General features: G+C 77.0%; 13 protein-coding genes and 1 riboswitch. Of the genes, 6 read left to right on the top strand and 7 right to left on the bottom strand.

What is annotated here, in order from left to right:
* Positions 1 to 16: 16 nt before the first annotated feature.
* Positions 17 to 1,117, bottom strand: coding sequence for a ferredoxin reductase (locus ACI797_RS11055; RefSeq protein WP_456858649.1), 1,101 nt, complete (start codon positions 1,115 to 1,117; stop codon positions 17 to 19).
* A gap of 95 nt (positions 1,118 to 1,212) precedes the next feature.
* Between ACI797_RS11055 and ACI797_RS11050 the strand changes: the two genes are divergently transcribed.
* Positions 1,213 to 2,442, top strand: a complete 1,230-nt coding sequence (locus ACI797_RS11050; RefSeq protein WP_456858648.1) for a PucR family transcriptional regulator — start codon at positions 1,213 to 1,215, stop codon at positions 2,440 to 2,442.
* Here ACI797_RS11050 and ACI797_RS11045 read toward each other — a convergent pair.
* Positions 2,382 to 3,602: a DUF4032 domain-containing protein gene (locus tag ACI797_RS11045; RefSeq protein ID WP_456858647.1), complete on the bottom strand. Its 1,221-nt coding sequence runs from the start codon at positions 3,600 to 3,602 to the stop codon at positions 2,382 to 2,384. The genes ACI797_RS11050 and ACI797_RS11045 overlap by 61 nt on opposite strands.
* A 34-nt stretch (positions 3,603 to 3,636) precedes the next feature.
* On the bottom strand, positions 3,637 to 3,942 hold the full coding sequence (locus tag ACI797_RS11040; RefSeq protein WP_456858646.1) for a hypothetical protein: 306 nt from the start codon (positions 3,940 to 3,942) through the stop codon (positions 3,637 to 3,639).
* A 107-nt stretch (positions 3,943 to 4,049) separates the two neighbouring features.
* On the opposite strand from ACI797_RS11040, the gene ACI797_RS11035 reads away from it, so the two are divergent.
* Genes ACI797_RS11035 through ACI797_RS11025 form a run of 3 tightly spaced genes read left to right on the top strand, consistent with a single transcriptional unit; the run spans position 4,050 to position 6,009 of the window.
* Positions 4,050 to 4,382 carry an ArsR/SmtB family transcription factor gene (locus tag ACI797_RS11035; RefSeq protein WP_456858645.1) on the top strand — a complete coding sequence of 111 codons (333 nt, stop codon included), beginning with the start codon at positions 4,050 to 4,052 and terminating at the stop codon, positions 4,380 to 4,382.
* Entirely contained in the window at positions 4,379 to 5,083 is a 705-nt protein-coding gene (locus ACI797_RS11030) for a cation transporter (RefSeq protein ID WP_456858644.1), read from the top strand. The genes ACI797_RS11035 and ACI797_RS11030 overlap by 4 nt, the downstream gene beginning before the upstream one ends.
* Positions 5,080 to 6,009, top strand: coding sequence for a cation diffusion facilitator family transporter (locus ACI797_RS11025; RefSeq protein WP_456858643.1), 930 nt, complete (start codon positions 5,080 to 5,082; stop codon positions 6,007 to 6,009). The genes ACI797_RS11030 and ACI797_RS11025 overlap by 4 nt, the downstream gene beginning before the upstream one ends.
* A 21-nt stretch (positions 6,010 to 6,030) precedes the next feature.
* On the opposite strand, the gene ACI797_RS11020 is transcribed toward ACI797_RS11025, so the two are convergent.
* Complete coding sequence (locus ACI797_RS11020) at positions 6,031 to 6,900, bottom strand: hypothetical protein (protein WP_456858642.1); 870 nt, start codon at positions 6,898 to 6,900, stop codon at positions 6,031 to 6,033.
* A gap of 206 nt (positions 6,901 to 7,106) precedes the next feature.
* A riboswitch (cyclic di-AMP (ydaO/yuaA leader) is annotated at positions 7,107 to 7,262 on the bottom strand.
* Between the two features lie 184 nt (positions 7,263 to 7,446).
* Here ACI797_RS11020 and ACI797_RS11015 point away from each other — a divergent pair.
* Both ACI797_RS11015 and ACI797_RS11010 read left to right on the top strand, forming a co-directional pair.
* A complete protein-coding gene (locus tag ACI797_RS11015; RefSeq protein ID WP_456858641.1) occupies positions 7,447 to 8,046 on the top strand; it encodes a TetR/AcrR family transcriptional regulator in 600 nt (199 codons plus the stop codon).
* A 5-nt stretch (positions 8,047 to 8,051) separates the two neighbouring features.
* Positions 8,052 to 10,229, top strand: coding sequence for an MMPL family transporter (locus ACI797_RS11010; protein WP_456858640.1), 2,178 nt, complete (start codon positions 8,052 to 8,054; stop codon positions 10,227 to 10,229).
* 54 nt (positions 10,230 to 10,283) lie between these two features.
* Here ACI797_RS11010 and ACI797_RS11005 read toward each other — a convergent pair whose 3' ends face one another.
* The 3 genes from ACI797_RS11005 to ACI797_RS10995 form a co-directional block, all read right to left on the bottom strand.
* On the bottom strand, positions 10,284 to 10,451 hold the full coding sequence (locus tag ACI797_RS11005; protein WP_456542131.1) for a hypothetical protein: 168 nt from the start codon (positions 10,449 to 10,451) through the stop codon (positions 10,284 to 10,286).
* Positions 10,452 to 10,489: 38 nt separating this feature from the next.
* Positions 10,490 to 11,386: a hypothetical protein gene (locus tag ACI797_RS11000; RefSeq protein WP_456858639.1), complete on the bottom strand. Its 897-nt coding sequence runs from the start codon at positions 11,384 to 11,386 to the stop codon at positions 10,490 to 10,492.
* A gap of 196 nt (positions 11,387 to 11,582) precedes the next feature.
* A complete protein-coding gene (locus ACI797_RS10995; RefSeq protein WP_456858638.1) occupies positions 11,583 to 13,244 on the bottom strand; it encodes a bifunctional 3'-5' exonuclease/DNA polymerase in 1,662 nt (553 codons plus the stop codon).
* Positions 13,245 to 13,393: the final 149 nt, after the last annotated feature.

The following is a 13,393-nucleotide window of genomic DNA, read 5'->3' as shown; positions in this document are numbered from 1 at the left end:
GCTCCGTCCGTCGGGGTCAGTGGTCGATGTCGCAGGCGCCGGCGGCGGCGCTGATGCAGGTCTGGACGAGGACGCCGTCGCCGGGTGCGGCGGTGGTGACCTCGCCGGTGCGCAGGTCGCGGACGGCGCCCTCGCGCAGCGGGAGCACGCAGCCGTAGCAGATGCCCATCCGGCAGCCGCTCGGCATGAGGACGCCGGCGTCCTCGGCGGCGTCGAGGATCGGGGTGGCGCCGTCGGCCTCGACCGTGGTGCCGGTCCGGGCGAAGGACACGGTGCCGCCCTCGCCGGTGACCAGCACGGTCGGCCGGAAGCGCTCGGTGTGCAGCCGGTCGGCCAGGCCGGCCGCGGCCCAGTGCTCCTCCAGCGCCTCGAGCAGGCCGACCGGACCGCAGGCCCAGGCCGTCCGCTCGGCGAGGTCGGGCACGTGCGCCGCGATGCCGGCGGCGTCGAGCACCCCGTCGCGGTCGGTGTGCCGCTCCACCAGGCGCAGCGCGCCGTCGGCGGCGAGCCGGCGCAGCTCGGCGCCGAAGATCACGTCGTCGGCAGTCGGGGCGGAGTGGACGACGACGACGTCGCACGCGCCGGCCGGCAGGTTGCGCAGGATGCCCATGACCGGCGTGATCCCCGACCCGGCGGTCACGAAGAGCACCTTGGCCGGCGGCTGGGGCGGCAGGCAGAACTCCCCCGTCGCCTGGTCCAGCTGGACGATCGTGCCCGGGCGGGCCCGGTGCACCAGGTGGTTGCTCACCTTGCCGTCGGGGATGGCCTTGACCGTGATGCTGATGCAGCCGTCGGTGCGGGTCAGGTCGGAGGTGAGCGAGTAGGCCCGCCACTGGCGGACGCCGTCGACGTCGATGCCGATGCGCACGTACTGCCCGGGCGTGTGCGGCCGCCAGCCGCGACCCGGGCGGATGACCACGGTCGCCGCGTCGCGGGTCTCGGGCCGGACGGCCTCGATGCGGCCGCGCAGCGCGGCGCCGGCGCGCAGCGGGTCGATCAGGTCGAGGTAGTCGCCGGGCAGCAGCGGGGTGGTCACCAGCTCGGCGAGCTTGAGCACCCGGTCGCGCAGTGCGACGCGCGGCCGGACCGTGGCGGGGCGCGGGGCGGTCGACGTCATGCCCTGAGGTTTGTCCAGCGCAGCGCACAAGTACCTGTGCCCTCGACGTGAATCGGGCGATAGGTTCTGTTCCCCGCGAACAAACAGGAGGGCCGGTGGCCGCAGACCCGACCGCGATCCCCGCGCCGGTGGCGGCGGCCATGCGCGCCGAGCTGCCCGCCGTGGCCGAGGCGACCGTCGCCGAGATCATCGTCCAGGTGCCCAGTTACGTCGACGCGTTCTCCGGCGACATGGGCCGGGTCATCGGCAACGCCGTCGAGCTGGCGCTGGCCGGGTTCCTCGAGCTGGCCACGGCGAGCGCCGCCGACCCCGCCCAGCCGATCCGGCCGGCGCTGGAGGGTGCGTACGCGCTGGGGCGGGGCGAGGCGCGCAGCGGGCGCTCCATGGACGCGCTGCTGGCCGCCTACCGGGTGGGCGCGCGGGTGTCGTGGCGGCTGATGAGCGCCAGCGCGGTGCGGGCGGGCCTGGACGCCGAGCGGCTGGCCCGCTTCGCCGAGCTCGTCTTCGCCTACATCGACCAGCTCTCGGCCTCCAGCGTCGCGGGGCACAGCGACGAGCTGGCCACCTCCGGCCGGGTGCGCGAGCGCTACCTCGAGCGGCTGGCCGCCCGCCTGCTGGGCGGTGCCGACCCGCAGGAGCTGGCCGCGGTCGCCGAGCGGGCCGGGTGGGCGCCGCCACGGACGCTCACCGCCGTCGTCCTGCCGGAGGCCAAGGTGCACGGCGCGCTGGTCTCCCTCGACGGGCGGACGCTGCGCTCCGGCGAGGAGGTGCCCGACACGGAGGGGCTCCTGGTGCTGCTCGTCCCCGACGCCGAGGGGCGCTCGCGGCCGGCCCTGCTGCGCACCCTCGACGGGCGCGATGCCGTCGTCGGGCCGCCCCGGCCGTGGACGGCGGTGCACGAGTCGCACGCCCGGGTCCGGCGGGCGCTCGAGCTCGGGCTGGCCGCGGAGGGCACCGAGCCCGTGGACACCGAGGAGCGGCTGGCCGAGCTGGTCCTGCGGGCCGACGAGGGCGCGCTGGCCGACCTGCGCACCCAGGTGCTGCAGCCGCTGGCCGGCCTCGCCCCCGGCGCCCGGGAGAAGCTCACCGAGACGCTGCGCGCCTGGCTGCTGCACCACGGCCGGCGCGAGCGGGTGGCCGCGGAGCTCTTCGTCCACCCGCAGACGGTGCGCTACCGCATGGGACAGCTGCGCGAGATCTACGGCAGCCGGCTGGAGGACCCCGCGACGGTCCTCGCGCTCACCGTCGCGCTGGGCGCCTCCCCTCAGGCGGGCGGCGTGGTGACGAACCCCGCAGGCACGGCGGGCAGCACGCGCCCGACGTAGTCGCGCAGCGCGGCCTCGGTGCCGACGTCCCGCCCGGCGGCCTCGGACAGGAACCACCGGTGCTCGAGCAGCTCGTGGTAGATCTCGGCGTCGTCCAGCCGGCGGCGCAGGTCGGCCGGGACGGCGGCGAGCGCCGGCTCGTAGACCTCGGTGAGCCAGCGCGCCGCCGCCGCGGCCTCCGGGACGGGACGCCCCTCGACGTGCTGCAGCCAGGCCCGGTAGACGGCGATGTCGGCCAGGAGCCGGCGCGCCTGGTTCTCCTGCACGTGCAGCCCGGTGCGCGCGAACAGCACCCGCCGGTGGTGGCCGGGCTCGGCGACGCGCGTGGTGAGCCGCAGCCGGCTGCCCCCGCCCGGCTCGTCGACCAGCTCCAGCTCGTCGACGTCGTAGTCGAGGGCGTGCAGCCGGCGGATCCGCTCGGTGACCCGGAAGCGCTGCTCGTCGCGGGCGATGACCTCCTCGCTGGTGAGGGTCGCCCAGAGCTGCTCGTAGCGGCCCACCAGGTCGGCCGCGGCCAGCGCCGGGTCGACGTCGGCGGCCAGCGACCCCCGGCGGCGCAGCTCGCCGAGCTCGTCGACGACCCGGCCGTAGGCCACCTCCAGGTCCGTGTCGCGCTGCCGCTGGGTGAGGACGTCGTGCACCTCCCCCTCCTCGGCGTCGACCAGGTACGCCGTCAGCCGGCCGGCGTCGGAGCGGAACAGCGTGTTGGACAGCGAGCAGTCACCCCACAGCACGCCGGCCAGGTGCAGCCGGACGAGCAGCTCGACCTGGGCGTTCATCACCCGCGCGGTCAGCTGGCCGCACCGGGGGTTGGCGAACAGCGTCAGGAAGGACGACGAGTAGTCGAGGAACCGGGTGACCAGCGCCGCCCCCGCGGGGGCCGGCCGGTCCACGACGACGCCGATCGCGGTCACCGCCGGGATGGCGAGCTCGGCGAGGTGCCGCAGGACCCGGTGCTCGCGCCGGGCGGGCTCCTCGGGCAGCTCCTTGAGCGCGAAGACCTGGCCGGACTCCGCGACGAAGCGCACGACGTGCCGGGCACGCCCGCTCTGCGGGATCTCGACCAGCAGGTCGGCCGGCCACCGCGCCAGCGGCAGCTCCCACGGCAAAGCCAGCAGGGCCGTCGCAGCCTCCGCGGGGGGACTGAACACGAAGCGCATCGGCGCACCTCCTGCCGGGAGCGGCGACGGGGTGCTACCCGCCGAGGAGCCGACGCACGCAGCGCACCGGCATCCCGGCCGACCACCGCAGCAGCCGGACGCCCAGGTGCACCAGGTCGCCCCACTCGGGCGGCCGCGGCGCCGGCGGGGCGGGGCTCGGCGCGGGGGCGGACGCGGGCTCCGGTGCCGCCACGGGCTCCGGGGCGGCCGCGGGCTCGCGGGCGGGGGCCAGCACGTCCATCGCGGTGGTGCGCCGCCGGGGCGCGCGCAGCGACTCGAAGGACGGGATCGGCGGGGCCGCGGGGGCTTCGGCTGGATCTCCCGGCGGCGGTGTCGGCACGGTTCACGACCCTAGCCCGGCGCGCCGGGACCGGCGGCGACGGCCCGGGGGGACGGACGTGCCGGGCACGCTCCCGTCGATTCAGCGTCCGCTGTACAGTCCGCGCCATGATGCCCGTCGCGCACGCCGACGTCCTCGCCCGGTTCGGCCACGCCCTGTCCGACCCGACGCGGACCCGGCTGCTGCTGGCGCTGCGCGAACGACCCGGCTACCCCTCCGACCTGGCCGAGGAGCTCGGGGTCACCCGGCAGAACCTCTCGAACCACCTGGCCTGCCTGCGCGGCTGCGGCCTCGTCGTCGCCGTGCCCGAGGGGCGGCGCGCGCGCTACGAGCTCGCCGAGCCGCGCCTGGCGCACGCCCTCGACGACCTGCTCGGGGTCGTCCTCGCCGTCGATCCGAGCGCCTGCCCGTCCGCGGCGGCGGAGGACGGCTGCTGGTGACCGCGACGCCCGGGTCGCTGGCGAGCTCCGCGGCGCGGCGTGCGCTGCTGGCGCGGCGCATCCGCTGGTTGGTCGCGGCGACCATCACCTACAACGTGGTCGAGGCCGTCGTCGCGCTCGTCGCCGGCACGCAGGCGTCGTCGTCGGCGCTGATCGGCTTCGGGCTCGACTCGGTGGTCGAGGTGTCCTCGGCGCTGGCCGTCGCCTGGCAGTTCGCCGGCCGCGACCCCGAGGCGCGCGAGCGGGTCGCGCTCCGCGTCATCGCCGTCTCGTTCTTCGCCCTCGCGACCTTCGTCACCGTCGACGCCGTCCGGGCGCTGCTCGGGTCCGGGGAGGCGGAGCACTCCGCGGTCGGGCTGGTGCTGGCGGCGGTCAGCCTGGCGGTCATGCCCGTGCTCTCCACCGCCCAGCGACGGGCCGGCCGCGAGCTCGGTTCGGCCTCGGCGGTCGCCGACTCCACGCAGACCCTGCTGTGCGCCTACCTTTCGGCGGTGCTGCTCGCCGGCCTGGCGCTCAACAGCCTGTTCGGGTGGGCGTGGGCCGACCCGGTCGCCGCCCTCGTCATCGCCGCCGTCGCGGTCAGGGAGGGGCGCGCGGCCTGGCGCGGCGACGCCTGCTGCTCCCCCGCCGCGGCCCTGGCCGGGCCCGCGCACGACGACGGCCCCGGCTGCGACTGCTGCCGCGGGGAGGTCGGCCGGTGAGCGCCGGGCACGCGCACGGCCACCGGCCCGGCGGGACGGCCGACCACCGGCGGCGGCTGGCGGTGGTGCTCGGCCTCACCGCGACCGTGCTGGTGGTGGAGCTCGTCGGCGCGCTGCTCACCGGCAGCCTCGCGCTGCTCGCCGACGCCGGGCACGTGCTCACCGACGTCGCCGGGCTGGCGATCGCCCTGGTCGCGGCCACCCTGGCGCTCCGCCCGGCGACGGCCCGGCGGACCTGGGGCTATCGCCGGGCGGAGGTGCTGGGCGCCACCCTGCAGGCCGCCGTCCTGCTCGCCGTCGGGGTCTACGTGTTCGTCGAGGGCGTCCGCCGCCTCGCCGATCCCCCGGAGATCGCCGCCGCGGGCGTGCTGGTCTTCGGCGCGGTGGGCCTGGCCGCCAACGTCGTCGCGCTCGTCGTGCTGACCCGCGGCGGTCGCAGCTCCGACGTGAACCTGCGCGCGGCGTTCCTCGAGGTGCTCGCCGACGCGTTCGGCTCGGTCGCGGTGCTGGTCTCGGCGGGCGTCATCGCGCTCACCGGGTGGCAGCAGGCCGACGCCGTGGCGTCGCTGCTCATCGCCGTCCTCATCGTGCCGCGCACCCTGTCGCTGCTCCGGGAGACCGTCTCGGTCCTGCTGGAGTCGACGCCGCCGGGCCTCGACCTCGACGAGGTGCGCCGGCGGCTGCTCGAGGTGCCGCACGTCGTCGAGGTGCACGACCTGCACGCCTCGCAGATCACCAGCGGCCTGCCGGTGCTGTCCGCGCACGTCGTGGTGGAGGACTCCTGCTTCCACGACGGCCACGCACCCCAGATCCTCGACCGGCTGCAGGCCTCGCTCGCCGGTGACTTCGCCGTCAGCGTCGAGCACTCCACCTTCCAGCTGGAGTCGCCGGCGCACGCGTCCCACGAGCTGACCGCGCACGACTGACCCGCCCCCGGGCGGGGGCGGTCAGCCCCGGTAGTTCACGTGCACGTGGTCCATGTGGTTGGCCGTGGCGCCGCCGCGGTCCTCCATCGTCGACCACGAGCCGCCCGGCGACTGCAGGATCCGCTGCTGCCAGATGATGTAGTCGACGCCGAGCTCGTCCCAGTGCGCGATGTGGTAGTCGACGATCGCGTCGCCGAGCGCGGCGTCGGTCATCACCATGTAGTCCAGCGCGAGCCCGGAGGGGTGGCCGCCCGGGTCGGCCGCGCTGGCCCGGGTGCCGCCCAGGGTGATCGAGCCCGCGCCCGGCACGTTGGCCACCACGGCGTCGGCGGCGCGCTGGACGACGGCCTTGTGCGCCCCGGCGGTGTTCCTGATGACGGCGACGCCGGACGGCGCGGCGGTGCTGGAGGAGACCGCACCGCCCTCCTCCTCGGCGGCGGCGGCCTCGGTGGCGGCAGCGGCGGCGGCCGCCTCGGCGGCGGCCTGGGCGGCGGCCGCGGCCTGCGCGGCGGCGGCGGCCTCGGCGGCCTGCCGGTCGAGCACGGCCTGGTCGGCGGCGGCCTGGGCCTGCGCGGCGGCGGTCTGCGCGGCCTCGCGGGTGGACCGGCTGGCGGCCAGGTCCTCCAGCGGCGCGAGGTCCACCTCGCGCGCCTCGAGCGGCCCCGACTGCGCGGTCAGCCCGAGGGCCTGGGCGACGGCGACGGACTCGCTGGAGCCTGCCTCGGCCTGGGCCGCCGGGTCGGCACCGAAGAGCACGTTGACGAGGACGGCGCCGGCGGCGGCCACGCCGAGGTAGATGCCCGGTCGGCGCGCCGGGACGGGCACACGGCGGCGGGGGCGGGCGGTGCGACGCCCGGCGGCGCGGCCGGACGAGGTGGTGCGGGGATCCATGGGGGGAACTGCTCCGAGAGGTGTGCGGGCGCAGGCCGCCCGGACGGGGCGGGGCTGCGGCGGGTGGGCCCGGGACGCGGCGTCGGGCGACGGCCGCGCGGGTGCGGTCGCGGGGTGGTCAGCTGCGCGGGCGCACCCGGGTCCGGCGGGACCGGGCGGAGCAGATCCGTGCGGTGGTGCTGGGGCACGCCATCGGGGCGGCTCTCCGTTCTTCCGACGGCCGCCTACCGAGTTAGCTGACGGGTTCGGGCGGGAAGCAGCCCTACCGACCCCGGCCCTCGACGGGCCGCGGGTGCGGATTCACCCCAGTACTGCGGTGGGTCCCCGGCTCGCCCCGGAGGGCGACTCGGCGGCGCTCGCCCGGTCTCCCCTGCTGGGGATGTGACGGCCGGGACGGGCGGGAGCCACGGTAGCCACGTTATGCAGCCGTGACAATCCGCGGCGTCGGAAACCGTCAGGTCGCGCCGATCGGTGTGAGCGATGTTACCGACCATTCCGGTCGGTTCACCTACCGACTTGGTCGGGGCGGTCCGTACGGTCGTCCCCGTGGCACGACCGTTCCGTCAGCGGATCGACGAGGGCATCGTCGATCGCGCGGCCGCGCTGTTCGCCCGCACCGGCTTCGCGAAGACCTCCGTCCAGGCGGTCGCCGATGCCGTCGGGCTGTCCAAAGCGGGGCTGCTGCACCACTTCCCCAGCAAGGACTCGCTGCAGGAGGCGGTGCTCGCCCAGGCCGCCGCCCTCGGCCGGCGGGTGCTGGACCAGGTGGGCGACCTGCCGGACGGTCCCGCGCGGGACCGCCGGGCGGTCGAGGTCGTCGTCGACGTCGCCCTCGCCCACCCCGGTCTGGTCGCCCTGCTGCTGGCGCCGCTGACCAACCGCGAGGCGGACACCGCCGTCCCCGAGCTCGACGCCGTGGGCGCCATGGCCCTGCAGGTCTTCGGCATCGACCCCGAGGAGCCGGTGTCGGGACGGGTGGTGCGCGTCGTCGGCGCGCTCACCGCGCTGGCCGTGCTCACCCTCGCCGCGCACCGCGAGAACCGGACCACCGAGTGGCGGCCGCACATCGTCGCCACCTGCTTCGACGCGCTCGGCCACCGCCGCCCCGGTGCCGCTCTCCCCGACCCCGACCAGGTGGAGGCCTGATCCGCATGGCTGTTCTGTTGTCCCGACTCGGGGCGTTCTCGCACCGCCACCGGGTGGGGGTGGTCCTCGTCTGGCTGGCCGTCCTGGTGGCCGGCGGCGTCGGCGCCGCGACCCTGGCCGGGGAGACGACGAGCCAGTTCTCCATCCCGGGGCAGGAGTCCACGACGGCGCTGGAGCGCATCGACGAGGAGTTCGGCGGCCTCGGCGGCGGGGCCACGGCCCGGGTCGTCGTCGCGGCACCGGACGGCGCGACGCTGACCACGCCCGAGGGCGCCACCGCCGTCGGCGAGCTCGTCGCCACCCTGGGCGAGCTGCCCGGCGTGACGTCGGCGACCGACCCGCTCGACCCGGCCGCGCCCGGCGTCAACGCCGACCAGGACACCGCCTACAGCACCGTCACCTACGACGCGGCGCCGGGCGAGGTCACCCCCGCCGAGCAGGAGGCGCTGCTCGACGCCGTCGCCGACGCCCGCTCCTCCGGGTACACCGTCGAGGTCTCCGGCGAGGCGGTGCAGGAGGTGCCGCACGTCGGCGGCCCGGCCGAGGCGATCGGCGTCGTCATCGCCCTGGTGGTCCTGGCCGTCACCTACGGCTCGCTGCTCGTCGCCGGCATGAACCTGCTGACCGCCGCGATCGGCGTCGGCATCGGCGTCATGGGCATCACCATCGCCACCGGGTTCACCGACCTGTCGTCGACCACCCCGATCCTGGCCGCGATGCTCGGCCTCGCGGTCGGCATCGACTACGCGCTGTTCATCGTCACCCGGCACCGGCAGGAGCTGCGGCACGGCGCCGACGTGGGCACCGCGATCGCCACCGCCGTCGGCACGGCCGGCTCGGCGGTCGTCACCGCGGGCCTGACCGTCGTCATCGCGCTGGCCGGCCTGTTCGTCGTCGGCATCCCGTTCCTGACCCAGATGGGCCTCGCGGCGGCGGCGACCATCGTCGTCGCCGTCCTGGTGGCACTGACCCTCGTGCCCGCGGTGCTCGGCTTCCTCGGCCTCAGGGCGCTGCCGAAGAAGCAGCGCGCCGCCGTGGGCGAGGGCCCGGCGACCGGCCGCGGCTTCCTGGCCGGTTGGGCCGCCACGGTCACCCGGCGCCGCGTGGTCTCGCTGCTGCTCACGGTGGCGGCCCTCGGGGTCGTCTCGATCCCGTTCTTCTCGCTGCAGACCACGCTGGTGCAGACGCCGGCCGAGGGCAGCACCCAGGCCCGGGCGGCCGAGCTGCTCGCCGACGGCTTCGGCGAGGGCTTCAGCAGCCCGCTCACCGTCCTGTTCGAGGGCGACGGCGCCGCCGGGACGGCCGCCGGGCTCAGCGGCGCGATCGGCGGGCTGGACGACGTCACGCTGGTCACCCAGCCCGTCCCGAACGCCGACGGCACCGCCGCTCTGCTCACCGTCATCCCGACCTCCGGCCCGACCGACCCGGAGACCGAGCAGCTGGTGGCCGACCTGCGCGAGCTGCTCGCCGGCACCGACGGGGTGCAGGCGTCGGTCACCGGTCAGACGGCAGTGAGCGTCGACGTCGCGCAGGCCCTCGACGACGCGCTGCCGGTGTACCTGGCCCTGGTCGTCGGCCTGGCCCTGGTGCTCCTCGTGCTGGTCTTCCGGTCGCTTCTGGTGCCCCTGGTCGGCGTGCTCGGCTTCCTGCTCACCGTGGGCGCGGCGCTGGGCGCCACCGTCGCGGTGTTCCAGTGGGGGTGGCTGGCCGACGCGGTGAACCTGGACTCGGCCGGTCCGCTGATCAGCCTCACGCCGATCCTGGTCATCGGGATCCTGTTCGGCCTCGCGATGGACTACCAGATCTTCCTGGTGTCGCGGATGCACGAGGCGCACAGCCACGGCATCGCGCCGCGGGAGGCGATCCGCACCGGCTTCCGCCAGGCGGCGCCGGTCGTGGTCGCGGCCGCGCTGATCATGTTCTCGGTCTTCGCCGGCTTCGTGCCGGCCGGCGAGCCGACGGTCAAGTCGATCGCGTTCGCCCTGGCCATGGGCATCCTGTTCGACGCCTTCGTCGTCCGCATGGTGCTGGTGCCGGCCGCGCTGGCGCTGCTCGGCGGTGCCGCCTGGTGGCTGCCCCGCTGGCTGCGCTGGCTGCCGGTGCTCGACGTCGAGGGCGCGGCGCTGGAGAAGGCGTCGCACCGGCCGGCCGAACCGGCGGAGCCGGTGGTCGCCGGTCGCTGACCGGCCCGACCGTCACGCGGCCCGTCTCCCCTGCGGGAGGCGGGCCGCGCGCCGTCAGTCGTCGTCCTCCTCGCCCTCGTCGTCGCCGGACTCCTCGTCCACCTGCTCCTGGCCGCCGCCGTCGTCACCGGACTCGCCGCCGCAGGCGGCGACGGTGAAGGCGGAGGCGGCGACGGCCATCCCGGCCACGGCGGTGCGCCAGCGGGCGCGTCGGATCGTCATGGGGTGCCGGTGCCCGGCGGCGGCCGGTCGCACACGCCCTAGGAGGCGGCCGGTGGGGCGACCAGCTGCAGGCCCGGTGGCGGCAGGCTCGTGGCCAGCGTGGCGACCGCCTCGTTGACCTGCTGGTTCATCCGCCGCAGACCGGCGAGCGCGGTGTCCCGCCGGCGTTCCAGCTCGGCGACCTCCGCCGCCAGGGCCGCGAGGCGTTCGGCCGCCTGGGCCTCGGCCGCCTCGCGCTGCCGGCGGGAGGTGTCCTCGAGCCGCCGAAGGCGCGCGACGGCCTCGGCATCGTCCCGCGCACGGCGCTCGGCCGCCTGCTCGTCCAGCCGCGCGCGCTCGCGGGCCGACTCGGTGTCCAGCCGGTGCCGCTCGTCGCCCGCCCGCTCCAGCAGCTCGGCGACCTCCGCGAGGGCCCGCTGGCGCGCGGCGGCCGCCTCGGCGCGGTCGGCCTCGGTCTCCCGGCGCACCCGGGCGGCGTCCGCGGCGGCCAGCTCGGTCACCTCCCGGGCCCGCTGCTTCCACGCCTCCGCCTCCTCCGCGGCGGTCGCGGTGATCTCGGCGGCCTCGTCGGCGGCGAGCTGGAGCATGGTGCCGATCCGCTCCGAGACGCGGGCGAGCTGCTGCGCGCCGGGTGAGTGCACCAGCCGCTGGCGGGCCAGCTGCAGCTCGGCGTAGCACCGGCCGAAGCGCTGCAGCAGGTCGTCGGTCTCCCGGCGGGCGCTGAGCAGGCCGGCCTCGGCCCAGCCGACGTAGTTGTCGACCTGGAGCCGCTCGTAGCCCAGCAGCCGCCGCCGGAAGACCGGCCGGGCGGTGAGGATCTCGTCGATGTCGCCGGTGAGGTTCGGGCGCCGCACGGGGAGGGCGGCGACCGCGGCGGCGGGCTCCTCCCCCACCTCCGGCGCGTCCTCCCGCACGACGTCGAGCTGATCGGTCACGGCGATCGCCTCCTCGCTCCGGCTGGGCCCGTGGGGTCGGGGGTGGGCCTGGCTGCCGGGTCCTCGAGCTGTCGTGCCCCGGACCATCCCGTACCGCAAGCCGATGGAGGAGCGGTTCCGGCGTCACGGGTGCCGGCACGCCCTCTCGCAGCGTGTCGCGTGCCGGTCACGCCACCGAGGGTGACCGGCCCCGCGCTCAGCCGGCGTCGGCCCAGGACCGGACGACGGCGACGTCGAGCGGGAAGTCGAGCGGGAAGCCGCCGAACAGCAGCCGGCCGGCGGTCGCCGCGGCCGCGCGCACCTCGCGGGCGACCTCGTCGGCCAGCTGCGCCGGGGTGTGGACGACGACCTCGTCGTGGAGGAAGAACGCCAGGTGCGGCCGCTCCACCAGGTCGCCGTCGCCCAGCCGCCACAGCCGGTTGCGCAGGTCGGCGAGCCAGCACAGCGCCCACTCGGCCCCGGTGCCCTGGACGACGAAGTTGCGGGTGAACCGTCCCCAGGCCCGCCGCCGGCGGTCGCGGTCGGGCCGCGCGCCGCCCTCGTCGGGGGGCTCGCCGAGGTCCACGGGGCGCTCGGCCCACTCCCCGGTCGGCTGCGGCGACCCGCGGCCGAGCAGGGTGGCGACCACCTCGCCGCGCTCGCCGGCGCGGGCGGCGCCCTCGACCAGCCCGACGGCGCGCGGGTAGCGGCGGGCGAGGCGGGGCATCATGCGGCCGCTCTCGCCGCGGGTGCCGCCGTAGATCGCGCCGAGGACGCCGACCTTCGCCTCGGCCCGGGTCGCGACCACGCCGGCGTCGACCATGCCCTGGTACAGGTCGGCCGAACGGGCCGCCTCGGCCAGCGCGGTGTCCCCGCTCATGCCCGCGAGAACCCGCGGTTCGAGCTGGGCGACGTCGGCGACCACGAGCCGCCAGCCGTCGTCGGCGACCGCGGCGGCGCGCACCTGGGTGGGCACCGACAGCGCTCCCCCGCCGTTCGACGCCCACCGCCCGGTGACCACCCCGCCCGGCACGAACACCGACCGGAAGCGTCCGTCACGCACCCAGGTCTCCAGCCAGGACCAGCCGTTGGCGGCGAGCAGGCGGGCCAGCTTCTTGTACTCCAGCAGCGCCGGCACGGCCGGGTGGTCGAGCTGCTCGAGGGTCCACGAGCGGGTGTCCTCCACCGGCAGACCGGCGACCCGGAGCGCGGTGAGCAGCTCGCCCGGCGAGTCCGGGTTCAGCGCCGGCGCACCGAGGGCGGCGCGGACCTCCGCGAGCAGCCGCTCGAGCACCGCCGGCCGCTGCCCCGCGCGCGGCCGCGGGCCGAGCAGCTCGGTGAGCAGCCGGTCGTGCACGTCGGGCCGCCACGGCAGCCCGGTGTGCGTCATCTCCGCGGCCACCAGCGCCCCGGACGACTCGGCGGCGAGCAGCAGGCCGAGCCGGCCGGGATCGCGCGACGCGGCCAGCGCGGCCTGCTGGGCGGCGTGCTCGGCGACCGGGTCGAGCCGGTCGGCCGGGTCGTCCAGGGGGAACAGGCCCGGCTCGCCCGGGGTCGCCGGCGCCAGCGCCTCCCAGCCGGCGGACTCCGGCGTGGTCAGCAGCGCCTGGTCGACCAGGGGCGAGCGCCGCAGCACCGCGTGCGAGAGCCGCAGGTCGGTGCAGCGCTCCACCCGGACGCCCGCCTCCAGCAGCGCGGGGTACCAGCGGGTCGTGTCGTCCCAGACCCAGCGGACCGGTGACGCCTCCTGGTCGCGCACCCAGCCGGCCAGCGCGCCGGCCGGCAGCCGGGTGGCCTCCGCCGCCGGGTGGTCGTCGGTCCACTCGCGCGCCTCCGCGCCGTCGGCCTCGCCGAGCCGCCGGAGGAGGATGCGCCGCACCGCCGCAGTGTCGCCGACGGCGCCGACCCCCGGCGCGGGGCGGGGCCCGGGGGGGGGGGGGGGGGGGGGGGGGGGGGGGGCGGGGGGGGGGGGGGGGGGGGGGGGGGGGGGGGGGGGGGGGGGGGGGGGGGGGGGGGGGCGGGGGGCGC

Source organism: Geodermatophilus sp. SYSU D00691 (assembly GCF_054050275.1).
This window is presented reverse-complemented; position numbering and strand designations above follow the sequence as displayed.